Annotated in this window: 17 protein-coding genes; 7 read left to right on the top strand and 10 right to left on the bottom strand. The window is 42.0% G+C overall.

From position 1 onward, the window contains the following. Nucleotides 1-213: 213 nt before the first annotated feature. The 6 genes from cysM to FHS24_RS06645 all read left to right on the top strand — a co-directional run bounded on the left by cysM (nucleotide 214) and on the right by FHS24_RS06645 (nucleotide 8,597). Entirely contained in the window at nucleotides 214-1,185 is a 972-nt protein-coding gene (cysM, locus tag FHS24_RS06670; RefSeq protein ID WP_183619954.1) for a cysteine synthase CysM, read from the top strand. A 136-nt stretch (nucleotides 1,186-1,321) separates the two neighbouring features. Then, nucleotides 1,322-2,146: a 3'-5' exonuclease gene (locus FHS24_RS06665; RefSeq protein ID WP_183619952.1), complete on the top strand. Its 825-nt coding sequence runs from the start codon at nucleotides 1,322-1,324 to the stop codon at nucleotides 2,144-2,146. A gap of 110 nt (nucleotides 2,147-2,256) precedes the next feature. After that, entirely contained in the window at nucleotides 2,257-3,798 is a 1,542-nt protein-coding gene (rlmD, locus tag FHS24_RS06660) for a 23S rRNA (uracil(1939)-C(5))-methyltransferase RlmD (RefSeq protein WP_183619950.1), read from the top strand. 425 nt (nucleotides 3,799-4,223) lie between these two features. Next, complete coding sequence (locus FHS24_RS06655) at nucleotides 4,224-6,776, top strand: RelA/SpoT family protein (protein ID WP_183619944.1); 2,553 nt, start codon at nucleotides 4,224-4,226, stop codon at nucleotides 6,774-6,776. A gap of 66 nt (nucleotides 6,777-6,842) precedes the next feature. Next, the gene (gene mutM / locus FHS24_RS06650) at nucleotides 6,843-7,829 is read left to right on the top strand and encodes a bifunctional DNA-formamidopyrimidine glycosylase/DNA-(apurinic or apyrimidinic site) lyase (RefSeq protein ID WP_183619942.1); all 987 of its coding nucleotides are present in this window, start codon (nucleotides 6,843-6,845) and stop codon (nucleotides 7,827-7,829) included. Nucleotides 7,830-8,156: 327 nt separating this feature from the next. Next, the gene (locus tag FHS24_RS06645; protein WP_183619940.1) at nucleotides 8,157-8,597 is read left to right on the top strand and encodes a hypothetical protein; all 441 of its coding nucleotides are present in this window, start codon (nucleotides 8,157-8,159) and stop codon (nucleotides 8,595-8,597) included. Between the two features lie 83 nt (nucleotides 8,598-8,680). On the opposite strand, the gene mscL is transcribed toward FHS24_RS06645, so the two are convergent. The 3 genes from mscL to FHS24_RS06630 all read right to left on the bottom strand — a co-directional run bounded on the left by mscL (nucleotide 8,681) and on the right by FHS24_RS06630 (nucleotide 12,747). Next, a complete protein-coding gene (gene mscL / locus FHS24_RS06640) occupies nucleotides 8,681-9,124 on the bottom strand; it encodes a large conductance mechanosensitive channel protein MscL (RefSeq protein ID WP_183619938.1) in 444 nt (147 codons plus the stop codon). A gap of 240 nt (nucleotides 9,125-9,364) precedes the next feature. Further along, entirely contained in the window at nucleotides 9,365-11,212 is a 1,848-nt protein-coding gene (typA, locus tag FHS24_RS06635) for a translational GTPase TypA (protein ID WP_183619936.1), read from the bottom strand. A 356-nt stretch (nucleotides 11,213-11,568) separates the two neighbouring features. Continuing rightward, a complete protein-coding gene (locus FHS24_RS06630; RefSeq protein WP_183619935.1) occupies nucleotides 11,569-12,747 on the bottom strand; it encodes an OmpA family protein in 1,179 nt (392 codons plus the stop codon). 564 nt (nucleotides 12,748-13,311) lie between these two features. Here FHS24_RS06630 and FHS24_RS06625 point away from each other — a divergent pair. After that, nucleotides 13,312-13,899 (top strand): pilus assembly FimT family protein, encoded by a 588-nt coding sequence (locus FHS24_RS06625; RefSeq protein ID WP_183619933.1) that lies wholly within the window; start codon nucleotides 13,312-13,314, stop codon nucleotides 13,897-13,899. A gap of 22 nt (nucleotides 13,900-13,921) precedes the next feature. Here FHS24_RS06625 and FHS24_RS06620 read toward each other — a convergent pair whose 3' ends face one another. From FHS24_RS06620 to lepA, 7 genes are all read right to left on the bottom strand, one after another. Then, nucleotides 13,922-14,722, bottom strand: a complete 801-nt coding sequence (locus FHS24_RS06620; RefSeq protein WP_183619931.1) for a pyridoxine 5'-phosphate synthase — start codon at nucleotides 14,720-14,722, stop codon at nucleotides 13,922-13,924. Nucleotides 14,723-14,786: 64 nt separating this feature from the next. After that, complete coding sequence (recO, locus tag FHS24_RS06615) at nucleotides 14,787-15,554, bottom strand: DNA repair protein RecO (RefSeq protein ID WP_183619929.1); 768 nt, start codon at nucleotides 15,552-15,554, stop codon at nucleotides 14,787-14,789. 80 nt (nucleotides 15,555-15,634) lie between these two features. After that, nucleotides 15,635-16,828, bottom strand: coding sequence for a GTPase Era (era, locus tag FHS24_RS06610; RefSeq protein ID WP_183619928.1), 1,194 nt, complete (start codon nucleotides 16,826-16,828; stop codon nucleotides 15,635-15,637). Nucleotides 16,829-17,046: 218 nt separating this feature from the next. Beyond that, on the bottom strand, nucleotides 17,047-17,844 hold the full coding sequence (rnc, locus tag FHS24_RS06605) for a ribonuclease III (protein WP_183619926.1): 798 nt from the start codon (nucleotides 17,842-17,844) through the stop codon (nucleotides 17,047-17,049). Nucleotides 17,845-17,987: 143 nt separating this feature from the next. Then, nucleotides 17,988-18,383 carry a DUF4845 domain-containing protein gene (locus FHS24_RS06600; protein ID WP_183619924.1) on the bottom strand — a complete coding sequence of 132 codons (396 nt, stop codon included), beginning with the start codon at nucleotides 18,381-18,383 and terminating at the stop codon, nucleotides 17,988-17,990. 167 nt (nucleotides 18,384-18,550) lie between these two features. Further along, nucleotides 18,551-19,453, bottom strand: coding sequence for a signal peptidase I (gene lepB, locus FHS24_RS06595; protein ID WP_183619922.1), 903 nt, complete (start codon nucleotides 19,451-19,453; stop codon nucleotides 18,551-18,553). 108 nt (nucleotides 19,454-19,561) lie between these two features. After that, nucleotides 19,562-21,358 (bottom strand): translation elongation factor 4, encoded by a 1,797-nt coding sequence (gene lepA / locus FHS24_RS06590; RefSeq protein WP_183619920.1) that lies wholly within the window; start codon nucleotides 21,356-21,358, stop codon nucleotides 19,562-19,564. Nucleotides 21,359-21,477 lie beyond the last annotated feature (119 nt).

The raw sequence follows: 21,477 nt of genomic DNA, 5'->3' as shown, positions 1-21,477 counted from the left end.
TTCATACGTTAATATAAATAAATGGAATTATGAATAAACAAGCTATCCTCAATAAAAACTTATGCATTAAGCGCAGCTGAAAACAAAATGATATAATGACGCAACTTTTTATTGCGTCACCCTCAATACCTGATAGTCATGAAGTACTGGCTTGTTAATGTCTTAGTACCTATCATTTAAACAGCGCCTATTAATAATTAATAAGGATACCTTATGTCCGCTACGGCCCAGTCAAACGCCAATTTTATTACGCAAATCACAGACCTTGCCGATTGCGTGGGTCAGACGCCATTGGTTAAGTTGCAACGTCTGCCTGAGCAAGAGCAGATTACTAATGGGGCCGTGGTACTTGCAAAGCTTGAAGGTAATAACCCTGCCGGTTCAGTAAAAGACCGTCCAGCGTTTAATATGATTTATCAAGCTGAGTTACGCGGTGATATTAAACCGGGCGATATGTTGATTGAAGCGACCAGCGGCAATACGGGTATAGCTTTAGCGATGGTTGCGGCGATGCGCGGTTATCCAATGACCTTATTAATGCCAACCAATTCGACCCAAGAGCGTAAAGACGCCATGACCGCTTACGGCGCGACGTTAATTGAAGTCGACGAAGGCATGGAAGCAGCACGCGATATGGCGTTGCAGATGCAAGCGGATGGTAAGGGTATCGTCTTAGACCAATTTAATAATCCTGATAATAAACAAGCACATTATCTGACCACCGGTCCTGAGCTATGGGCGCAAACTGACGGTAAAATCACTCATTTTATCAGCTCTATGGGCACCACCGGCACCATCACTGGGGTGGCTCAATATCTTAAAGAGCAAAATCCTGATGTTAAAATCATCGGTCTGCAGCCTGATGAAGAAGCTTCTATCGCCGGTATTCGCCGTTGGCCGGCTGCTTATATGCCGGGTATTTTTGAAGCCGACTTGATTAATGACATCATGGATGTCGATCAGCATGTCGCCGAAGTCTATATGCGCAAATTGGCCAAAACCGAAGGCATTTTTGCTGGCGTATCTTCAGGCGCTGCCGCTTGGGCAGCCGTCGAAGTCGCAAAAGCAAATCCAGATGCGGTCATTGCCTTTATCGTTTGTGATCGCGGCGATCGTTATTTATCAACCGGCTTATATAATGTTATCGATGACGATACTGACGACAGTAACGTGAAGATAGCCTAGATCGTGCAAAGTAAACAGTAGAAAGTAAGAAATAGAAAATACGCACAATGCAGCAGCATAAGCTAATAAATCATAAGCTCAGCAATTATAACTTTATCAATCATCAACCAAAGCTAATAGTTAGGTAGGATTATTTATGTCAAACGCCCTTTCGTCCAAACCTATCTTGGTTTTTGATATTGAGACGGTTGCCGATATTGAGGCTGCCCGCCGTATTTATCCGCAGTTGGCCGAGCTAAACGATGCCGATGCCTTAAGCGCATTGACGGCGCTGCGTATCCAAGAAGCAGGACATGATTTTATGCGTTTGCCCCTGCAGCGTATTGTCTGTATCTCTGCCCTTTATATTAAAGACGGTCTATTTTCTTTATTTTCTTTGACAGCAGATAAGTTTAGCGAAAAAGACATTCTGAGCAAATTTTTCCGTGCATTCAATGATCTTGAAAAGCTGCCGCAGCTGATTAGCTGGAACGGCTCAGGCTTTGATATCCCCGTGCTTATTTATCGTGCGATGCAGTATGACTTGTCAGCGCCGTGGTTGTTTGAAGAAGGCGAACGTATTAAAAACATGCGTTTTGATAATTATGTCAATCGTTTCCATACTCGTCATCTAGATTTGATGGACAGATTTAGCCAATACGGTGCCAGCCGCCGTGAAGCCATGGATATCGTTGCCAGTCTTTATGGACTACCCGGTAAAACCGATGTCGATGGCAGTATGGTTGGCGAGCTGGTAAGCAATGGCGATTGGCAAACGCTATCGATATATTGCGAATCCGATGTGATGAATACTTGGCTGATATATCTGCGTTGGTTACGGTTGACTGGTCAATTATCGTCAGCAGATTTTGAGGCCTGGCAGCAGCAAAGCCACGATTATTTGGCACAATACACCCAAGCAGATGGCAGTCCACGCCATCATGAATTTATTGCCGATTGGTCATCTGCGCCTACGCCATAGCAAATATTTTTATATAACGGACATCTTTATAAAGATGACGTCTTAACAACTTACGTCTCACCCTCATTTATCGTTATTTATCATTTATTACTTATTATTAAGGCAGGTTTATGCAACCCACCGATTCAAAGAACTCTACTATTCTAGATGCCAGCCAACAGCCTAACGAGACTCAGACCATTACTATTCCACCAAGTAAGAAAAAATCTAAACCCTCATCAAAGACGCGTCGCCGTTTAAAAGATGCCGAGCCTCTACCTTTTACGATTGATGGCTTATCGCATGATGGTCGCGGCGTTGCAGTGTATGGTAATGGCTTTGGTGAAGCTGATGGTCATATCGAAGACAAATATGGCAAAAAGATTTTTGTCAGCTTTGCACTACCGGGTGAAAGCGCCTTAGTCAAAATCACCAATAGCCGTACCAGTTTTGAAGAAGGTGATGCTGTTAGCATTATAGCCAACCCAAACCCTGAGCGCGCTGTACCGCCCTGCCCACATTTTGGCGTCTGCGGGGGCTGTAACCTACAACATTGGCAGCCAGATGCTCAAATCAACTTTAAGCAATCTGTACTTGCTGAAATGCTTATCCACCAAGCCAATGTCGAACCTGATCACTGGCTTGCCCCGGTAGTCGGCGATCGCTTAGGTTACCGTACCAAAGCACGACTAGGCGTCCGTTATGTCGCCAAAAAAGAAACTGCCTTGGTTGGTTTTCGTGAGCGCTCGAGTAACTTTTTAGCTGAATTAAATGAGTGTCATATCTTAGATCCGCGTATTGGTTTTGAGATTGAAAACTTAAAAGCACTTATCAGCACCTTAGAGAGCCGTGACAAGATTGCCCAGCTTGAACTAGCCATGGGCGAAGCGATGCCAGAGCTACCCGATGGCGATCAGCCGGTTGCCCTTATTGTGCGTAATTTAGCGCCATTATCAGATGCTGATGTCGAGAAGCTAAAAACGTTTTTTGCAGCGCGCAATTGGCAGTTATATTTACAATCAAAAGGTGCCGATAGCATTCAGCGTATTGCCTTGACTGAGAATGACGATATGAGTGAGCAGTTTGGGCGCTTATATTATCAATTGCCTGAGTATGATTTGACGTTTGAATTTATCCCGACGGATTTTACCCAAGTCAATTTATCGGTAAATCGCCAGATGACCAAGCTTGCTTGCGACTTATTAGACCTAAAAGCAGGCGAACGCGTACTAGATTTATTCAGCGGTTTGGGCAACTTCAGCTTACCACTAGCACGTTTAGTTGGCGAAACTGGCTCGGTCGTTGGCGTTGAAGGCAGTGAAGCCATGACCGCCCGCGCTGCCGATAATGCACGTCGCAATGGCATTAATAATACTGAATTTTATAGCCAAGATTTGACCCAAGATTGCACCGATAAACCTTGGGCCAATCAAGGCTTTGATGCGCTATTGATTGACCCGCCGCGTTCAGGCGCATGGGAAATCATGCAGTATCTGCCGAAGTTTAACGCCGAACGTATTGTCTATGTCTCTTGTAACCCTGCTACCCTAGCCCGCGATACCAAAGCTTTGTTAGAACAAGGTTATCGTCTGACGCATGCGGGGGTGATGGATATGTTCTGTCATACTGGTCACGTAGAATCAATCGCGCGCTTTGAAAAAGTTTCAGCTTAGCGATTGTTTTAAGAAACCAATCTTTTAGAACTTGGTTTTATGAGCATGGCTTTTTTAAGTATGACATTCTAAGAATCATAACGCTCGTTTTTAACCGCATCGCTTTATGCAAAAACCGATTAAGCGATAAGGTTAATAATGGGTTATGTTATTAAGACCGACATGATCATTACAGAGCCTTGCTTGATTTGTCATTGCAAAATGAGATAATAATAACCAATATATTGAGGCCTTCTTAATCGAGATATCATGAGTCTTAGTACTCATGACTCTATATGTTATTTATCTCTATCATTTTATAGCTGCTAGAAAAGGATTTTTTAGCGGCTGAATTGATTTATAGCTATTATTTGCCTATCGCAAGGTTTAAGTCTGCGTGGCAAATTAGGCGTTAATCAATTTTGAATAGCTAAGAGGAGTGGGCTATGGTAAAAATTCGTGAAGGATTACCGCTGGTAGATGGACAAACCACGCAAGCCGATAGCGCAACATTGGCAGCACAACTGGTCGCAAGCCAACGCTCGCATCAGTCTGCCAATAGCTATGCCCAAATTCCACTCGATATCAAGTATCAGCTTGCTACTCACAAGCTGCACACCACCTTTGATCGCTCTGCCCAGTATGCTTATCATAGCCATGATCCGAACCTTAAAGATGAGTATTTAGAAAATCAGCTTCTTGATGACACATCTACGCTTTCAGAAAAAGAGCTTGAAGCGATTGATTTAGATCAAATAAATATCGACGTCCCTACTTGGCTTGACAATGTCGCCAAGCGTATCGGTCAAGATTCCGTACCCAATCTTAGCCTTGCCTGCGAATTTATCCGCAGTCACATGAATACCAGTGAATCTGAGCGTTCTGGCGCTTACGTCACGGGTATTGCGATGACCGATATTTTGACCTACCTTTATCAAGATGAAGATGCGCTCGTCGCAGCGATGCTCTATCGCAGCGCTCGTAAATCGATTATCAGCTTAGCTGAAATTGAGAAAAAATTCGGTGCTGATATCTCAACCTTGGTTAAAGACACCTTGGCAATGGGTAAGTTGTCCGAGATTATCGAAAGCAATAAGCGCTTAGAAGATCATTTCGTCAATAATCAACGTGATCAGCTATCCAATATTTATAGTATGCTCATCTCCGTCACCAATGATGTAAGAGTCGTGCTGATTAAATTGGCTGAGCGAACCTTTGCCATGCGCGAACTGACTTTTTCTAGCGAAGAGCGCCAACACCGTGTTGCGCGTGAGGTCATGACTATTTATGCGCCATTGTCACATCGACTCGGTATCGCTCAGCTAAAATGGGAGCTTGAAGATTTAGCGTTCCGCTATCTTGCACCTGAGCGCTATAAAGAGATTGCTCGCCTATTATCAGAAAAACGTAGCGAACGTGAGTCTTATATTCAGCGTGTGCAAGATAAGCTCAATGCAGCTTTAGCAGAAGCAGGTATCGAAGGCGAGGTTTCAGGGCGCGTTAAGCATATCTACTCTATTTACCGAAAAATGAAGCTCAAAGGTTTGTCCTTTGATCAGCTTTATGACATTCGGGCGCTGCGCGTTTTGGTCACCAATCCTTCGGATTGCTATCACGTTTTGGGATTGGTACACGGCTTATGGCGCTACATCCCTGAGCAGTTTGACGACTATATTACTAATCCAAAATCTAACGGTTATCGCTCGCTACATACGGCAGTCATTGCCGAAAACAAATCTCTTGAGGTTCAGATTCGTACGCATGAGATGCATTTTGAAGCCGAGCTTGGCATGTGTGCTCACGTCAACTACAAAGAAGGCTTGAAGAATAAAAAGGACAATTACCTTAACCAAAGAATCAGCTCATTACGACAACTGCTTTCTATCAATAATGAGACGCGCAATCAGCCGCGCTCAGCATTATTAACGGGCGAAGAGTTAGAAGAAATCGAGTTTGACGAAGAAGAGCAATTGGTTGATTTTGACGAGCTCGAACGTATTTATATTTTTAGTCGTGATGGCGATATCACTGAGTTGCCTAAAGGCGCAACAGTACTGGACTTTGCTTATTATGTACACACGCAAGTCGGTAACCGTGCCCAAGCGGCGCGCGTCAATCAGCGCTATGTGCCGCTGACTTATCAGCTAAAGACGGGTGAACAAGTTGAGATTATCACCAAAGCATCACGTGAGCCTAACCGTGACTGGCTAGTTGCCTCGCTTGGCTATATTCATACCAATCGCGCGCGCTCAAAACTGCGTCAATGGTTTAACAAACAAGACCGCGATAAGAATATTGAGATAGGTCGCCAAATGCTCAGCAAAGAGCTTGAGCGTTTATCGGTTCATCCAAACAGTATCGATTTAAACGACTATACCCAGCATTTTAATGTTAATAATACCGATGACATTGTCGTTGGCTTGGTGACGGGTGATATTGGTTTGAACCAGTTGACCAGTCATATTTCTCGTCAGTTACACCTAGAGCCTGAAAGACCTGAAGACGACTTTACTCCTAGCATCGACACTAGAGACGCAGGGAAACTTGATGCCTATAAAATACATATCGATGGTTTAGATAATATCGAGATTAACCTAGCAGGCTGCTGTCATCCCGTCCACGGTGAACCTATCGCAGGCTATATTACTTTGTCACGCGGCGTCAGCGTCCATAACCGTGGCTGCCCTGAATATCTGCGCCTGATTGAGCGCGACCCTGAACGCGAAATTGATGCCGCTTGGAGGGTAAAATCGGGTCGTTATCAACCGGTAGATATTCATGTAGAAGCTTATGACAGACGCGGGTTACTGCGCGATTTAACCCAAATCATTGATAAAGAAAATGTTAATATTCGCCAAGTTGAAACGCTGAGCAATGATGACAATATCGCCTTTTTAAAGTTTCATATTGAAGTTTCGGGGCTGGCACATTTATCGAAACTACTGGCCAAACTTGAGCAGCAGCATGGTATCTTACATGCTCGCCGCGCAGTTGCCTGATTATTAAGTCAGCACAATTTTCCAAGAACACCTTTAATCCATAATAGAGTTTTCATAAGAAATACTATGCCTGAGTTACCCGAAGTAGAAACCACCAAAACCAGCCTTACGCCGCTACTAGGTCAGCAAGTCACCAATGTCAAAGTCTTCCAACCAAAACTACGCTGGTCGATGCCTGATGATTTAACTCAACTGGTTGATTACACTTTAGATAGCGTCGAGCGCCGAGCAAAGTATTTAATTCTGAATTTTATACCTCTATTTTCTGCGAATACCAATCCGTCTATCCAACCTGAGAACTTAGCACCGCGTCAACTGTTGATTCATCTGGGTATGTCAGGTAGCTTACAGCAACACAGCTATGGCACTGATAAGCGTAAACACGACCATTTGATGGTGACTTTTAGTGGCACTGATGATACCCAAACACAGCTGCATTACTATGACCCAAGGCGCTTTGGGTCGGTGTTATGGTTTGAAGACTATGGTTCTAAGCTATTAGATCATTTGGGGCCCGAACCATTATCAGCAGAATTTACCGCTGATTACTTATATCATTTGATTCAACGTTCAAATAATCCAAATTCAATCTCTGATAGCAGTATCGTTAATCAGAGCAGCAGTAACCAAAGTAGCCCTAAAAAAGCGACGACCAATAAAACACCTAACAAGCAACCGATTAAACGCGCCATTAAATCCGTCATTATGGAGCAACAAATCGTCGTTGGCGTTGGCAATATTTATGCGACTGAAAGCCTCTACTTATCAGGCATTCATCCGGCCGTGCCCGCTCATCAAGTTTCCTATGAGCAAATAGTGACTTTGGTTGCCCATATCAAAGCGATTTTAAAGAAGGCGATAACCCTTGGCGGTTCCACCTTACGGGATTTTACCGTTGCCAGTGGCCAAACAGGTTATTTTCAACAAACCTTAAATGTCTACGGTAGACAAGGTGAAACTTGTCCACACTGTGACACATTACTAGAAAACATTAAGCTTAATGGACGTGCCAGTGTTTTTTGCCCTGCTTGTCAGCCAATCAATATTAAGTAATCCCCTTTTAATAAGACTATAAATGTTTCAAGCAATAGCATTGGTTAGTTACTTTAGACCGCTTATTTATAGTTCTACATAAACTCATCTAGAGTCACTCATAATAAAAGCTCTCTGCTAATACAGATAACCTACGCATTTTTGTTGCTTATTAGCGTACATCTTGCTTTAATAGTGCTAATATTTACATAAATAGTGCAAACCGTTTATTTATCTGTAATATTAAGAATAACTATCGTTGTCGCCTTATTTCTATAGGGAATTTACCTCTGTGTGGAAATAGCAGCAGCTATGAATCATACTACTTATGAGTTTTAGGATATTATTATGAGTGCTCCAGCTAACATGAAACGCACCGCTAAATATAAGTTACTGACCATGATGGCAAGCGTAAGCTTAATTTTTGCTAGCATGCAGCCCGCTTTAGCAGCGATAGAAATTGATGAAACTGATTTTGGCCCTTCTTACGAGACAATGGCAGTAGACACGATTGTCGGCAAACCCTTACAGTTGGTAGCTGCAGTGGCGGGAACCGCCGCCTATATCGTAAGCTTACCCTTCTCACTGATTGGAGGCAATGCAGATCAAGCACAGCAAAGGTTATTCGTTGAGCCATGGGATGCGATGGGACGCTGCTTGGGCTGTACGGTTGCCGAAGACAATTACTATAAATCACAAGTCGTTGATAATAATGTCGTGCGTATTGTTGTCGATCGTCCTTCAGAGATTCTAATTAATACCAATGACTATGTGGTAGTTACACCATAAGCTATAATCGTTGAACTAACCAATCGACAATAAAAAAAGGCTAACTTATCGTTAGCCTTTTTTATTACAGTAAGCCAATGATTTTATTTCGTAATGTGAGTATTGCTAAGCTTAGCACTAATCTCACGAAGCAATTGCACCTCTTCTGACGGCTCTTCTACTGCTTCTTCTACCTCGTCTTCACGGCGTAATCTATTCACCATTTTAACCATCATAAAGATAATAAACGCTAAAATTAGGAAGTTAATCAGCACAGTAATAAAACTACCATAGGCCAAAACTGGTACACCTGCCTCTTTGAGCGCATCGTAAGTCATGGCCACGCCTTCAGGCGCGTCGCCTAACATGAAAAACATATTTTTAAAGTTAATTTCGCCGCCTGCAATGAAAGCGACGATAGGCATAATAATGTCTTCAACTAAAGAAGTCGTGATGGTCGCAAAAGCACCACCAATGATGACACCGACCGCTAGGTCCATCACATTACCTTTTAGAGCAAATTCTTTAAACTCAGATACCATACTCATAATTTCAATCCTCAAAAGTCTTATCTATGGTCAGATAAATAGCCGAATAGTTAATCTCATATAGAGACTACTTCCTAAACAACAGGCACAAAAAAGCAGTATAAAGTGAACCATATTCGACTCACTCTATACTGCTGATTATAACTCTGACTCAATATAAATAAAGGGTATCTTTACTAATATCGAATACTTCTCTCAATTCTTAACAAAATGTACGATTAATATCATTTTTGTCAATAATTAAGCACCTTTCTTACGACCGTGACGCTTACGCTCACTTTCAGTCAAGTAGCGCTTACGAAGACGAATTGCCTTCGGCGTTACTTCTACAAGCTCATCATCCTGAATAAATTCAAGTGCTTGCTCTAGGGTGAACTTAACCGCTGGTGTTAGAGTTAGCGCTTCATCAGTACCACTGGCACGGACGTTGGTCAACTGCTTAGCCGTCGTCGGGTTAACTGCCATGTCATCGTTACGTGAGTTCAGGCCAACAATCATACCTTCATATACTTCAAGCTGTGGCTCAGCAAACAACTTACCGCGTTTTTGTAGGTTAAATAGCGCAAAACCTAGGCAAACACCCTTCGCCATAGAAACCAAGACACCATTAGAGCGAGCACCAACTTCACCAACTTTCTGTGGACCGTAATGTGAGAAGCTTGACGTCATGATACCTGTACCTGACGTTAAGGTTAGGAACTCTGAACGGAAACCAATCAAACCACGTGCTGGCATTGTCGCTTCGATACGCATACGACCTTTACCATCAAGCTCCATATTAGTCATCTCGCCCTTACGCAAGCCAACCTGCTCCATGATAGGACCTTGATGCGCGTCTTCGATATCGAAAACAACGTTTTCATACGGCTCTTGGAGCTTACCATCAACTTCTTTAACGATAACTTCTGGGCCTGAAACACCCATCTCAAAACCTTCACGGCGCATGTTTTCAATCAATACAGACAGATGAAGCTCACCACGACCTGATACTTTAAATTTATCAGGAGACTCAGTGTCTTCTACACGTAGTGCCACGTTATGAATCAATTCACGCTCAAGACGCTCACGAATATTACGTGAGGTCACAAACTTACCTTCACGACCAGCAAACGGTGAATTGTTTACTTGGAAATTCATAGATACGGTTGGCTCATCAACAGTCAACGCTGGCAATGCTTCAACAGCGCTAGGATCACAAATTGTATCTGAAATATTAAGCGCATCGATACCAGTAATACAAACGATATCACCCGCTTGTGCATCTTCTACATCAATACGATCGAGACCATGATAGCCCATAATTTTTAGAATACGACCATTACGAGTATCGCCATTTTTATCAATGACAGTTACTTGAGTATTGGTTTTTACTTTACCGCGCTGAATACGGCCAATACCGATAACACCTACAAAGCTGTTGTAATCAAGGCTTGAGATTTGCATACGGAATGGTGCATCTGCGTCAACCTGTGGAGGCTGCACAACATCAACGATGGTTTTAAACAACGGCGTCATATCATCCGCTAAGTTGTCTGCTTCTAGGCCAGCAATACCATTCAATGCTGAGGCATAAACAACTGGGAAATCTAATTGCTCATCAGTCGCACCAAGGTTATCAAACAAATCAAATATTTGATCCATTACCCAGTCAGGACGTGAACCTGGACGGTCAATCTTGTTAATAACAACAATTGGTTTTAAACCTTGCTCGAATGCTTTTTGAGTCACAAAACGCGTTTGTGGCATCGGGCCATCAACGCCGTCAACTACTAGCAGTACGCAGTCAACCATTGACATAACACGCTCAACTTCACCACCAAAATCTGCGTGACCTGGGGTATCAACAATGTTAATACGGTACTCAGTGCCATCAGTATCATCTGTCCAGCGGATAGCTGTATTTTTTGCCAAGATGGTAATACCACGCTCTTGCTCAATATCACCTGAATCCATTGCACGTTCAGCAATGTTTGCACGATCGCCAAAAGTACCAGATTGATGTAATAGCTTATCAACCAAAGTTGTCTTACCGTGGTCAACGTGGGCAATAATTGCAATGTTACGCAGGTGTTTGATATCGTTCGCCATATAAAATGCTCGTTTCGTCTTAAAAAAATGCAGTAGCAATAAGCGCCGCTGGATAAACTTTTATCATCAATCAGATAGATATTGAATACTTACTTTTAGAAGTCCGTACAATAGGTTGGGTTAATCTAATAATTTCAATATAATCATATATCTACACTGATAAATTCATCGTACAGATAGCTATGCTAATGTACATTCTGTCAATTTACAGAATGTTTCGGTAGCTAGTATAACATTATTGCTAGATAAATTTATGTAATAACTTGCTTTTCTCAATACATCAATAAAAAAAAGCCACCCAATGGGTGGCTTTTTTTGTAACTAATTACTTTACAACATAATCAACTAGCTATTACTTATTGAACAACCATATCTTTAGTTTGTTCAACAGTCATGGTTTTGTCACCAGTGATGATGGCATATACACGACGGTTCATAGCGCGACCTTCTTCAGTGTTGTTGTCAGCGATTGGTTGGTCATAACCATAACCAACTGTTGATAGACGGTTTGGTGCGATACCAAATTCGTTAGTCAACATAGATTTCACAGCGACAGCACGAGCTTCAGATAGACGTTGGTTATAACGTGCTGAAGGACCAGTTTTAGAAGCATGACCTTCTACACGTGCTGTAGAGTTAGGATACTCACGCATCTTCTCTGCAACTTTAGCGATTTCTGGTTTGTATTGGTTTTTGATAGCTGATTTGTCGTTATCAAAGAATACACGTAGCTCCATTTTTAGCTCATCAGTAATATCTACTGGTACTGGGCAACCGCGCTCATCAACTACTACGTTCATTGGAGTGCCTGGGCATGCATCGATGCTATCAGGTACGCCATCGCCGTCAGAATCAAGATCAGACTCAACAACAACGATTGGTGGAGTCATTACGTTAGGCTCTTCCATTGGCGGAACAGCTACTGTAGGTGCTAAATGACCACCTAATACAACCTCTAGACCGGCCAAAGCCATGCCTTCCCACCAGTTGTTATCAAAGTTATGAATCGCACGGCCTTCACCACGTAGGCTTAGGGCATCATTGATACGATACATAGCACCTAGACCTAAGTTACCAATGGTATCTTTAGAGCCGGTAAGAAAGTTACCAGCTGCGTCTTCAACTTCAATTTTAGATTGACCAGCACCAACTAATACATATGGTTTAAATGCGTTATCCGTATAGCCACTGAACTCTTCAAAACCGATCAAGAAGTTACCAGAAATCATTTCTTGTTCAGCGTCATTAGTAACAGTGCCGGCAGCGTTAACAGCATCAGTATTTGATACACCATATTCTACTTGGAACTGAGTAGATGGAGTTAGCTCAATACCTAATGCAGCACCAGTATAAAGACCATTTTCTTTGTAGTATTTATTTCCATCTGTAGCACCCATAACTTCTAATTGCTCATCATCAGCACCTTCGCTGTAATGATAACCTAAAAGTAATGGGCTAATAGTAACACCAGCATTTGCTGCTAGTGGGGCCGCTGTGATGGCAAACAATGCCAAAGCAATTTTATTTAATTTCATGAACTTCCTCCAAAGGATAATTTTAGTAATGCGTTAAGCAAAACCGCTTCTCAAGATGGCTGAAAATAGACATCATTTACGAATTTGAAATTACAAAGCAAAACCAATTAAGAAGTAGCTTAGCGATTATCAATTCAGTTTACAACTTTTTTCGTTAACCAGCTACACATTATTACACGATAATGTCATAACTAAAACACATTAGCTAGCTTAACTTACTGAGAACTAACACACCTTACACTTTTTATCTTTTGTATGTTAGGTCGCAATAGGTGATGAAACGAATCATACCTATTGTTTGGGTTTATTTTAATACAAAACCTTAGTTTTCTCTATTGATAAAACTGCTCATTCACGAATTGAAACATTTTTTGACACTAGACATATATTTAGTTTATATTCACATTAGTGAACATTATTCTATCTGTATTAAAGAGCGTCTCTTGTTGACACCATTTTAAGTTATTAACATTTTAGATGTTGAACATTATTAATAAAGCTAGAAATCTTGCTCAATGACATTTCATATATTGCCATACCTCTTTATATAGGTAGCAGTTCATCATGATGAAATCATATAAATTCTTATCTTATAAACGAAAGCATTTTCAGCCAAATAATGAGCGGGGTTTTACTTTAGTAGAATTGATCGTAACAATCACAGTCTTAGCCATCATAATAACGATTGCGACACCTTACATTTTAGAGCAGTTAGCACGCATGGAAGCGAAACGTATTGAAGGTCAAATCAGGAATACGTTAGCCTTAGCGAAAGCTGAAAGTTATATAAGAAGACAAGACTTGCTGGTTTGCTTGTCTAACAACGGTGCTATCTGCGATAGAGATAGTTATAAGCAGTTATTATTATTCTTAGATAAAAACAATAATAAAAGTTTTGATTTGGGAGTCGATGACTTGCTAGAAGAACAAGCCTTAGAGCCTAAATATAGTACATTATATTTACGTGTGGGAGATAAGCGCCATTACACTAAATTCTGGGGCGATAGCGGTAAGCCTCGTGGCCACTTCGGACATTTCAAATATTGTCCAACCTCAAGCTACAATCACACCATGTATCAAATCTCATTCAGTCAAGGCGGTCGCGTTACTTATAAGCCTGATGCGAGCCACCCTACTGATTGCGGAAAGTAAAAAAACGATAAGGTTAAAATAATTACGCACTTTGATGCATAGCATTTTTCATCATAATAACTGCCTGCTCTAAGCCAACAAAAACGGCATCGGCAATAAGGGCGTGGCCAATATTTAGCTCATATATACCGTTAATTTGGGCAATAGCATAGACATTGTCACGTGTTAGACCATGACCTGCATTAATCAGCATATTGCTATCAGCATCTTGCGCAGTCCGCACCGCTTGCTTAATCCGTGTAAGCTCAGCATTCATCTTATCGATGTTACAGACCAGACCTGCCTCAGCATAGGCACCTGTATGTAGTTCAATCGCATCGGCACCGCAAGTTACCGCTGCAGCAATCTGCTTATCTTCTGGATCGATAAACAAAGAGACTTTAATACCGACCGCTTGTAACTTGGCAATATAGTCCGTCAACCAAGGCATCTGTCCTGCGACATCAAGACCGCCTTCGGTAGTCAACTCAGCACGCTTCTCAGGTACTAAACATACCCAAAATGGCTTGACCTTGCGAGCAATCTCAAGCATCTCAGTCGTTGCTGCCATCTCCAAGTTCATTCTCGTAGTCAACTGCTCAGCAATCTCATACACATCGGCATCTTGAATATGACGACGGTCTTCACGCAAATGAATCGTAATGCCATCTGCCCCTGCTTGCTCACATAACAGAGCGGCTGCCAATGGGCTTGGATAACTGACACCTCTTGCTTGGCGTAAAGTCGCTACATGGTCAATATTAACCCCTAACAGAGGTTTTTTTAAGCTGCTCTCCAAGTTTTCCGTTAAATTAGCTGCCTGTACTACCGTTGTGTTGGTCATAAAAAATCCTTTCAATAATATCCAGATCATTTACTAAAAAGTGGGTGTAAAATATTCATAAACCCTAGGATTGATAGCGCTGTTGCTGTTGCCAGAGCAAACGACTTTGTAATGGCTGGTAATCAAGCAGATGATCAATCAGTTGTCGATGTAAACGCGACCAAGTGTTGAGCGTAATAGCAGAGATACCCTGCTCTACCATCACTAAAACCTCACTACCTTTAAAAACAGTTTGTGCTACTATTTTTTCGTTATCTTCTTTATGGACAATCGGCACCAAACCCACATCAGGCAAGAATCGATAAACGCAGTCAGATTCAATTGGTTGATCAAGGCTGTCATGCTTTAATGTTAAAGCAAAGCCCAATTCATTAAATAGATAGGTCTCAAACTGGCGCAAACATAAACGCAACTCATCAGCAGTTAAAGGCTGCTTAAGCTGCTGTAGACTGTTTTGATAATGTTGCCATAATACCGGCATAGGATCTTCAGTAGGCAATAGCCGCCACAATATCTCATTCAAGTAAAGGGCAGCGTATTGATGTTGTCCGCTGATACTTTCATGATGGAGCGCCTCTGATAAATTAGCGTTCTCATCTTTTTGCTCTATAAGCGTTTGAATGGCATTTAACGGCGCAATATTAATCTGACTGAAGGTTTTTAAATCGCGTTTGCCAGTTGCAAAAAGTTGCAGTGGCATAAAGAGCGGTGCGCCTTTTTTGCCAATTCCATGGATGACACCATGGTGCTGAGAAAATAAATAGTATAGGGCGCGTTTTTCTTGATAAGGACGCTGATGTAATAAATAACCGATTAACGCTTCGTTACGCATTGATTATTACCTCAGCAATGATGATATAAACGTATGGCGCCATAAATACATGACACCATACTATTTCTGTTAAATCGCTATTAATATCCTAAACTGGTCAAAGCACGCTCATCATCAGACCAGCCACGTTTCACTTTTACCCACAGTGTTAACATGATTTTCTTGTCAAACAGCTGTTCCATGTCTTTACGCGCATCCATGCCCACTTGTTTGATACGCTGGCCTTTATCACCAATGACGATTGCTTTTTGCCCACTGCGCTCGACATAAATGGTCGCATCGATAAAGGTGCAAGCTTTACGGGGGCGACCAGTTTTTGGGTCTATATGCGCGGCTTCGTCTTTAAAGCCATCAATCTGTACGGTTAAATCGTATGGTACTTCATCACCTGCACTACGCATGATTTTTTCGCGGATAATTTCACTGGCTAAAAAGCGCTCTGAGCGATCGGTAATCTGCTCGGTATCATAAATAGGATCGGCGATTGGCAAATGTGAGGCAATCACTTCTTGCAAACGATCCAAGTTTTGATTCTTTAAAGCAGAAACAGGGACAATATCAGCAAAATCAAAACTGTCGTTAAAGGTTTCGATCAATGGCAATACGCTACCTTTATCTTTTAAAGTATCGGCTTTATTAATCACCAATACCACAGTTAAATTGGTATCGCCAAGCTTTTGTAAAACAAGCAAATCATCGTCGCGCCATTGGTCAGAATCAACGACAAATAAAACCAAGTCAACATCAACCAAGGCAGAGACGGCCGCTTTATTCATACGCTCATTGATAGCACGTACTTCGTTGCGATGAATACCTGGAGTATCAACAAACACCGCTTGCATCTCATCGTTAGACAAAATACCGTGAATACGATGGCGGGTCGTTTGTGGTTTACGCGAGGTGATAGACAGTTTTTGACCCAACAAGTGGTTCATCAAGGTTGATTTACCCACATTCGGGCGACCAACAATGGCCACATAACCTGTTTTAAAACCATCAGCCATATGTGCATTATTATTGGGTGAAAAGAACTCTTCGATCGCCGTGTCATTTTCTAGCGCGTTATCTTCTATTGAGTTATTCTCTAACGCAGTATCTTTTGTGTTATCAACATTTAGCTTAGCATCATTTAATCTAGTATTGCCTAATTCAGCGTGGTTTTGTTCAACGTCATTTGTTTCAACATTATTTTGGATTGAACTGGTATCGGTGTTTTCGGTCATATTTTTGGCATTATCTTCATTATTTAATGGCAAGTCGTTGTGATTGCTCATGGGTTAATCCTATGGAGGTTGTCATCAGTCAAGCCACTTATCAGTGATTTGAATTAAAGTGGCATGAATCTGATCATATTAAGAGTATTTGGTATTTCGAATAATCGTTTATTGAAACAATCGAAAACTTAGCACTTAGAAAAATTAGTATTTAGAAAACGGAACATTTCAATAAATGGACTTTAAAAAAGCGGTGTAAAACACGTCTGAAAAATTATCTATGAGCGTTTTTTAGGCTGACCTGGCAATTTATGCAACTGATTAATCATCAGCTCTGCCGCTTTTTGCTCAGCGATACGGCGACTTTCACCCGACTCGGTAATATCAGGACAGTTATTAATATTTACCTGACAGCGCACCACAAAAATTTGATGCGGGGCGTTACCGCGAGTTTCCATCAGCTCATAATGCGGCAAATCAAACTGCTTAGATTGCAACCATTCTTGTAAGCGGCTTTTGGCATCTTTGAGCGCTTTTTGATCATTAACATTATCAATGAGGTCGCCATACCAAGAAAGCACGCAATCACGGGTAATATCCATATCTTGGCTATCTAGATAAATCGCACCAATCAATGACTCTACCGCATCCGCTAAGATAGAAGCACGATTGCGCCCGCCGCCTTTACGCTCACCGACTCCTAATATCAATTGATTAGAAAGCTCTAGATTTTGGGCAATAATAACCAGCGATTCTTGCCGAACTAAAGTCGCGCGCATACGGGTCAGACGACCTTCGTTTTGCGTCGGATAACGGTGATATAACGCTTCACCGACTATCATACCTAGTAGCGCGTCACCCAAAAACTCTAAACGCTCATAGTTTTTCTTACTATCAAATGAGCGATGGGTGAGCGCCAGCTTAGGCAGACTTAAATCGTTAAACACATAACCCAACTTGCGCGTTAATATCGCTAACCGTTGAATAAATTCTGAGCTAATAATCAGCGTGTCATCAGACATGCTACTTTTTTGGTGATTAGGAACCGCCTGAGGATACTGCGAAGTTGGTTTCATGCGTGGCTTGTGATTATCCCTTTTGTTGCATTTTTTTGCATTAATGAATATGGCTAACTTTTGGTGCGTTAGAATCTTTTAAATTTCTTAAAAAAGTAAATATCAATCATGAATATTCACTTTTCTATAATGTAGAGTACAGATTATTCGGCTGTGGTTGCATCAATGTCGCCTTCAAAACGATTAACGATATCGACATTACCAAAAAGTTTATTAGTGACTTCATACTGCTTATGAATAGCAAGTTGACCTGTTTTTTTATCCGTAAAGGTAAAAACCTCTTCTGCTTGCGTATCATAATCAGCATTAATAGACAGCTGTTTATTGACACGTTCAACAAACTGTTTGGCTGTTTCCTTATTCGCGTTGGATTCTTTAAGCTGCGCACTTAACGTTTTAGTCAGCTGATAATCACCAATCTGCGCCGGTACGATAGCGACGATCAGTTTGGCAGCCACACCCAAAACGATAATGATAAAAACGACACTCGTCACACTAGCACCGCGCTGCGAAGACAAACCAGATAATTGATGCACCATAATACCTCTCAAAGGGTAAATTACTTAAGTTGCTATAGATAAACCGCCATACTATTAATATCATTGTTTAAAAATTGATATTTATAAGTCATTCAGCAGTTTATTAAATAGCCATAATATTAGCACAAACTATTATCGGTAAATCAATCTTTAGCACATCGATGATATCAATCAATACTACCATTACGTTTAAAGGTAGGTAAGTTAAGACCAGGTGGCTTATGCATCCAAATATAGACCGCTTTACCCGCTAAATTGTCATCAGGAACGAAACCCCAAAAACGCCCATCAGCACTACGATCGCGGTTATCACCCATCACAAAGTAATGACCTTCAGGAACATTGATACGCCACTCTGTCCCTTCAGAGCTGACCACTTCTGGTGACTCTTGCTGTAAAAATGGCGCATATTGTGCACTATTCATATCAGGTAAGTAGCGCACCAAGTGTTTGTTGTTCCCTTGAGTCTCTTCAAAATACTGAGCTGCATTTTCTTCTTGTTGACCCATTTGTATAGCATTATCTTCAGTTAATACTTGCCCTGGTGCAACTTGCCCTGCAGGATATAACTGTGAGGTGAGCTCAGCATCGGCAGCAAAATTTACCGCTTTGGTAGGAACTGGCGTGTCGTTAATCGCTAACGTACCTTGACTATAACTAACGCTATCACCCGGCAGACCAATGACGCGCTTAATATAATAAATACTTGGGTTTTCAGGATAGCGAAAAACCGCCACATCGCCATGCTCAGGCGCACCTGTATCAAGCACTTTATTATAAGTGAGCGGCAGACGCACCCCATAGGCATATTTATTGACTGCGATAAAATCACCAGTATATAAAGTCGGCACCATAGATGATGAGGGAATATTAAACGGCTCAATCAAGAATGAGCGCACAATTAATACCACCGCTAGCACAGGGAAAAAGTCATACGCCCAGCGCACCAGCAAACTTTCTTTACCGCGGCCTCGTGTTTTACGTTGTTTAAGCGTTAGCTTGTCTAATAGCCAAATAATACCTAAACCAATGGTTAAGGGTACTAAAATCAAATTAAAATCAAAATCCATACTTATTTGCCTATTAGCGAGCTACTTATCTGCTAGTATTTACGATTAATAAATGAGGTATTAAAAAAAGATATTAAGACAAATGACGTTTGATCATTTATCGGTGATTTATTCAACTTGTAAAACAGCTAAGAAAGCTTCTTGTGGAATTTCCACATTACCGACTTGCTTCATACGTTTTTTACCGGCTTTCTGTTTTGAGAGCAGCTTTTTCTTACGCGAAACGTCGCCACCATAACACTTGGCTAGTACGTCTTTACGCATGGCTTTCACGGTACTGCGGCCGATAATCTGGCTACCAATCGCGGCCTGAATCGCTACATCAAACATCTGACGCGGAATCAGCTCTTTCATTTTACCCACTAATGCATTACCACGATAGCGCGCTTGGTCTTGATGCACAATCATGGCTAACGCATCGACTTTCTCGCCATTAATCAGCACGTCAACTTTGACCAATTTATCTACTTGATAACGCTCAAAATTGTAATCCAGCGACGCAAATCCGCGCGAGACTGATTTTAGACGGTCAAAGAAGTCCATGACCACCTCTCCCATCGGAATATCAAAAATCAGCTGCACTTGACGACCCATAAAGCGCATATCGACTTGGACTCCGCGGCGCTCGATGCAAAGGGTCATCACGTTACCCAAGTAATCTTGTGGCACTAAAATCTGACAGCGCGCAATCGGCTCGCGGAACTCTTCGATATTATTTGGCTCAGGCAATCTTGATGGATTATCAACATAAATGACTTCGCCGTTCTTCTTTTCAATCTCATAAATAACTGATGGCGCGGTAGTGATTAAATCCAAGTCATATTCGCGCTCTAAACGCTCTTGGATAATCTCCATGTGCAGCATACCTAAGAAGCCGCAGCGGAAACCAAATCCGAGTGCATCAGAGGTATCAGGCTCAAAGAATAGTGAAGCATCATTAATCTGTAGTTTTTGCAGGGCTTCGCGGAATTTTTCAAAATCGCTAGAGTCAACTGGGAACATGCCCGAATAAACCTGCGGCGTAATCTGCTTAAAACCAGGAATACGTTCAACGTCAGGGGTCTTTGAATGGGTAATCGTATCACCTACAGGTGCGCCTGCAATATCTTTAATACCGGCAATAATAAAACCAACTTCACCGGCTTCTAAAATTCCCGTATCTAAAGGCTTCGGCGTAAAGACACCAATCGAGCTGACCAAATGCGCTTCCTTGGTCGATAAGATATAAATTTTATCGCCTTTTTTGACCGTTCCTTCACGCACACGTACGAGCGAGACCACGCCTAAGTAACTATCAAACCATGAGTCGATAATCAATGCTTGTAGCGGCGACTCACGATCGCCAGTCGGCGCAGGAATAAACTCGACCAAGGCTTCTAGCAGCTTATCGACGCCAAGACCAGACTTGGCTGATACACGTGGTGCATCAACGGCATCGATCCCAATGATGTCTTCAATCTCTTGAATGACACGCTCAGGCTCAACTTGTGGCAAGTCAATTTTATTAAGAACCGCCATCACCTCCAAGCCTTGATCAACCGCGGTATAGCAGTTGGCAACAGATTGCGCTTCTACGCCTTGCGCAGCATCAACGACCAATAGCGCGCCTTCACAAGCGGCTAGTGAGCGTGATACTTCGTATGAAAAATCAACGTGACCAGGGGTATCAATAAAGTTAAGCTGATAACGCTCGCCGTTAGGATGGTCGTAAAACAAGGTCACGGACTGGGCTTTAATAGTGATGCCGCGCTCACGCTCAATGTCCATAGAATCGAGGACCTGCGCCTGCATTTCACGATCTTGCAGCGCACCGCACATCTGAATAAAACGATCGGCAAGGGTCGACTTGCCATGATCAATGTGGGCAATAATAGAAAAGTTACGAATATTGGCTAATGCAGTCACAAAGCGCCTACTAAATAATGGAGGATTGAATAACGAAAATAAATGCTGTTAGATAGAATCAATAAAATACTTACTCATATTACGGTATCAGCCAATACGCCAATACTGTCGTAATGAGT

It is taken from the genome of Psychrobacter luti (assembly GCF_014192115.1).
In the GTDB taxonomy this organism is placed as follows: Bacteria; Pseudomonadota; Gammaproteobacteria; order Pseudomonadales; family Moraxellaceae; genus Psychrobacter; species Psychrobacter luti.
This window is presented reverse-complemented; position numbering and strand designations above follow the sequence as displayed.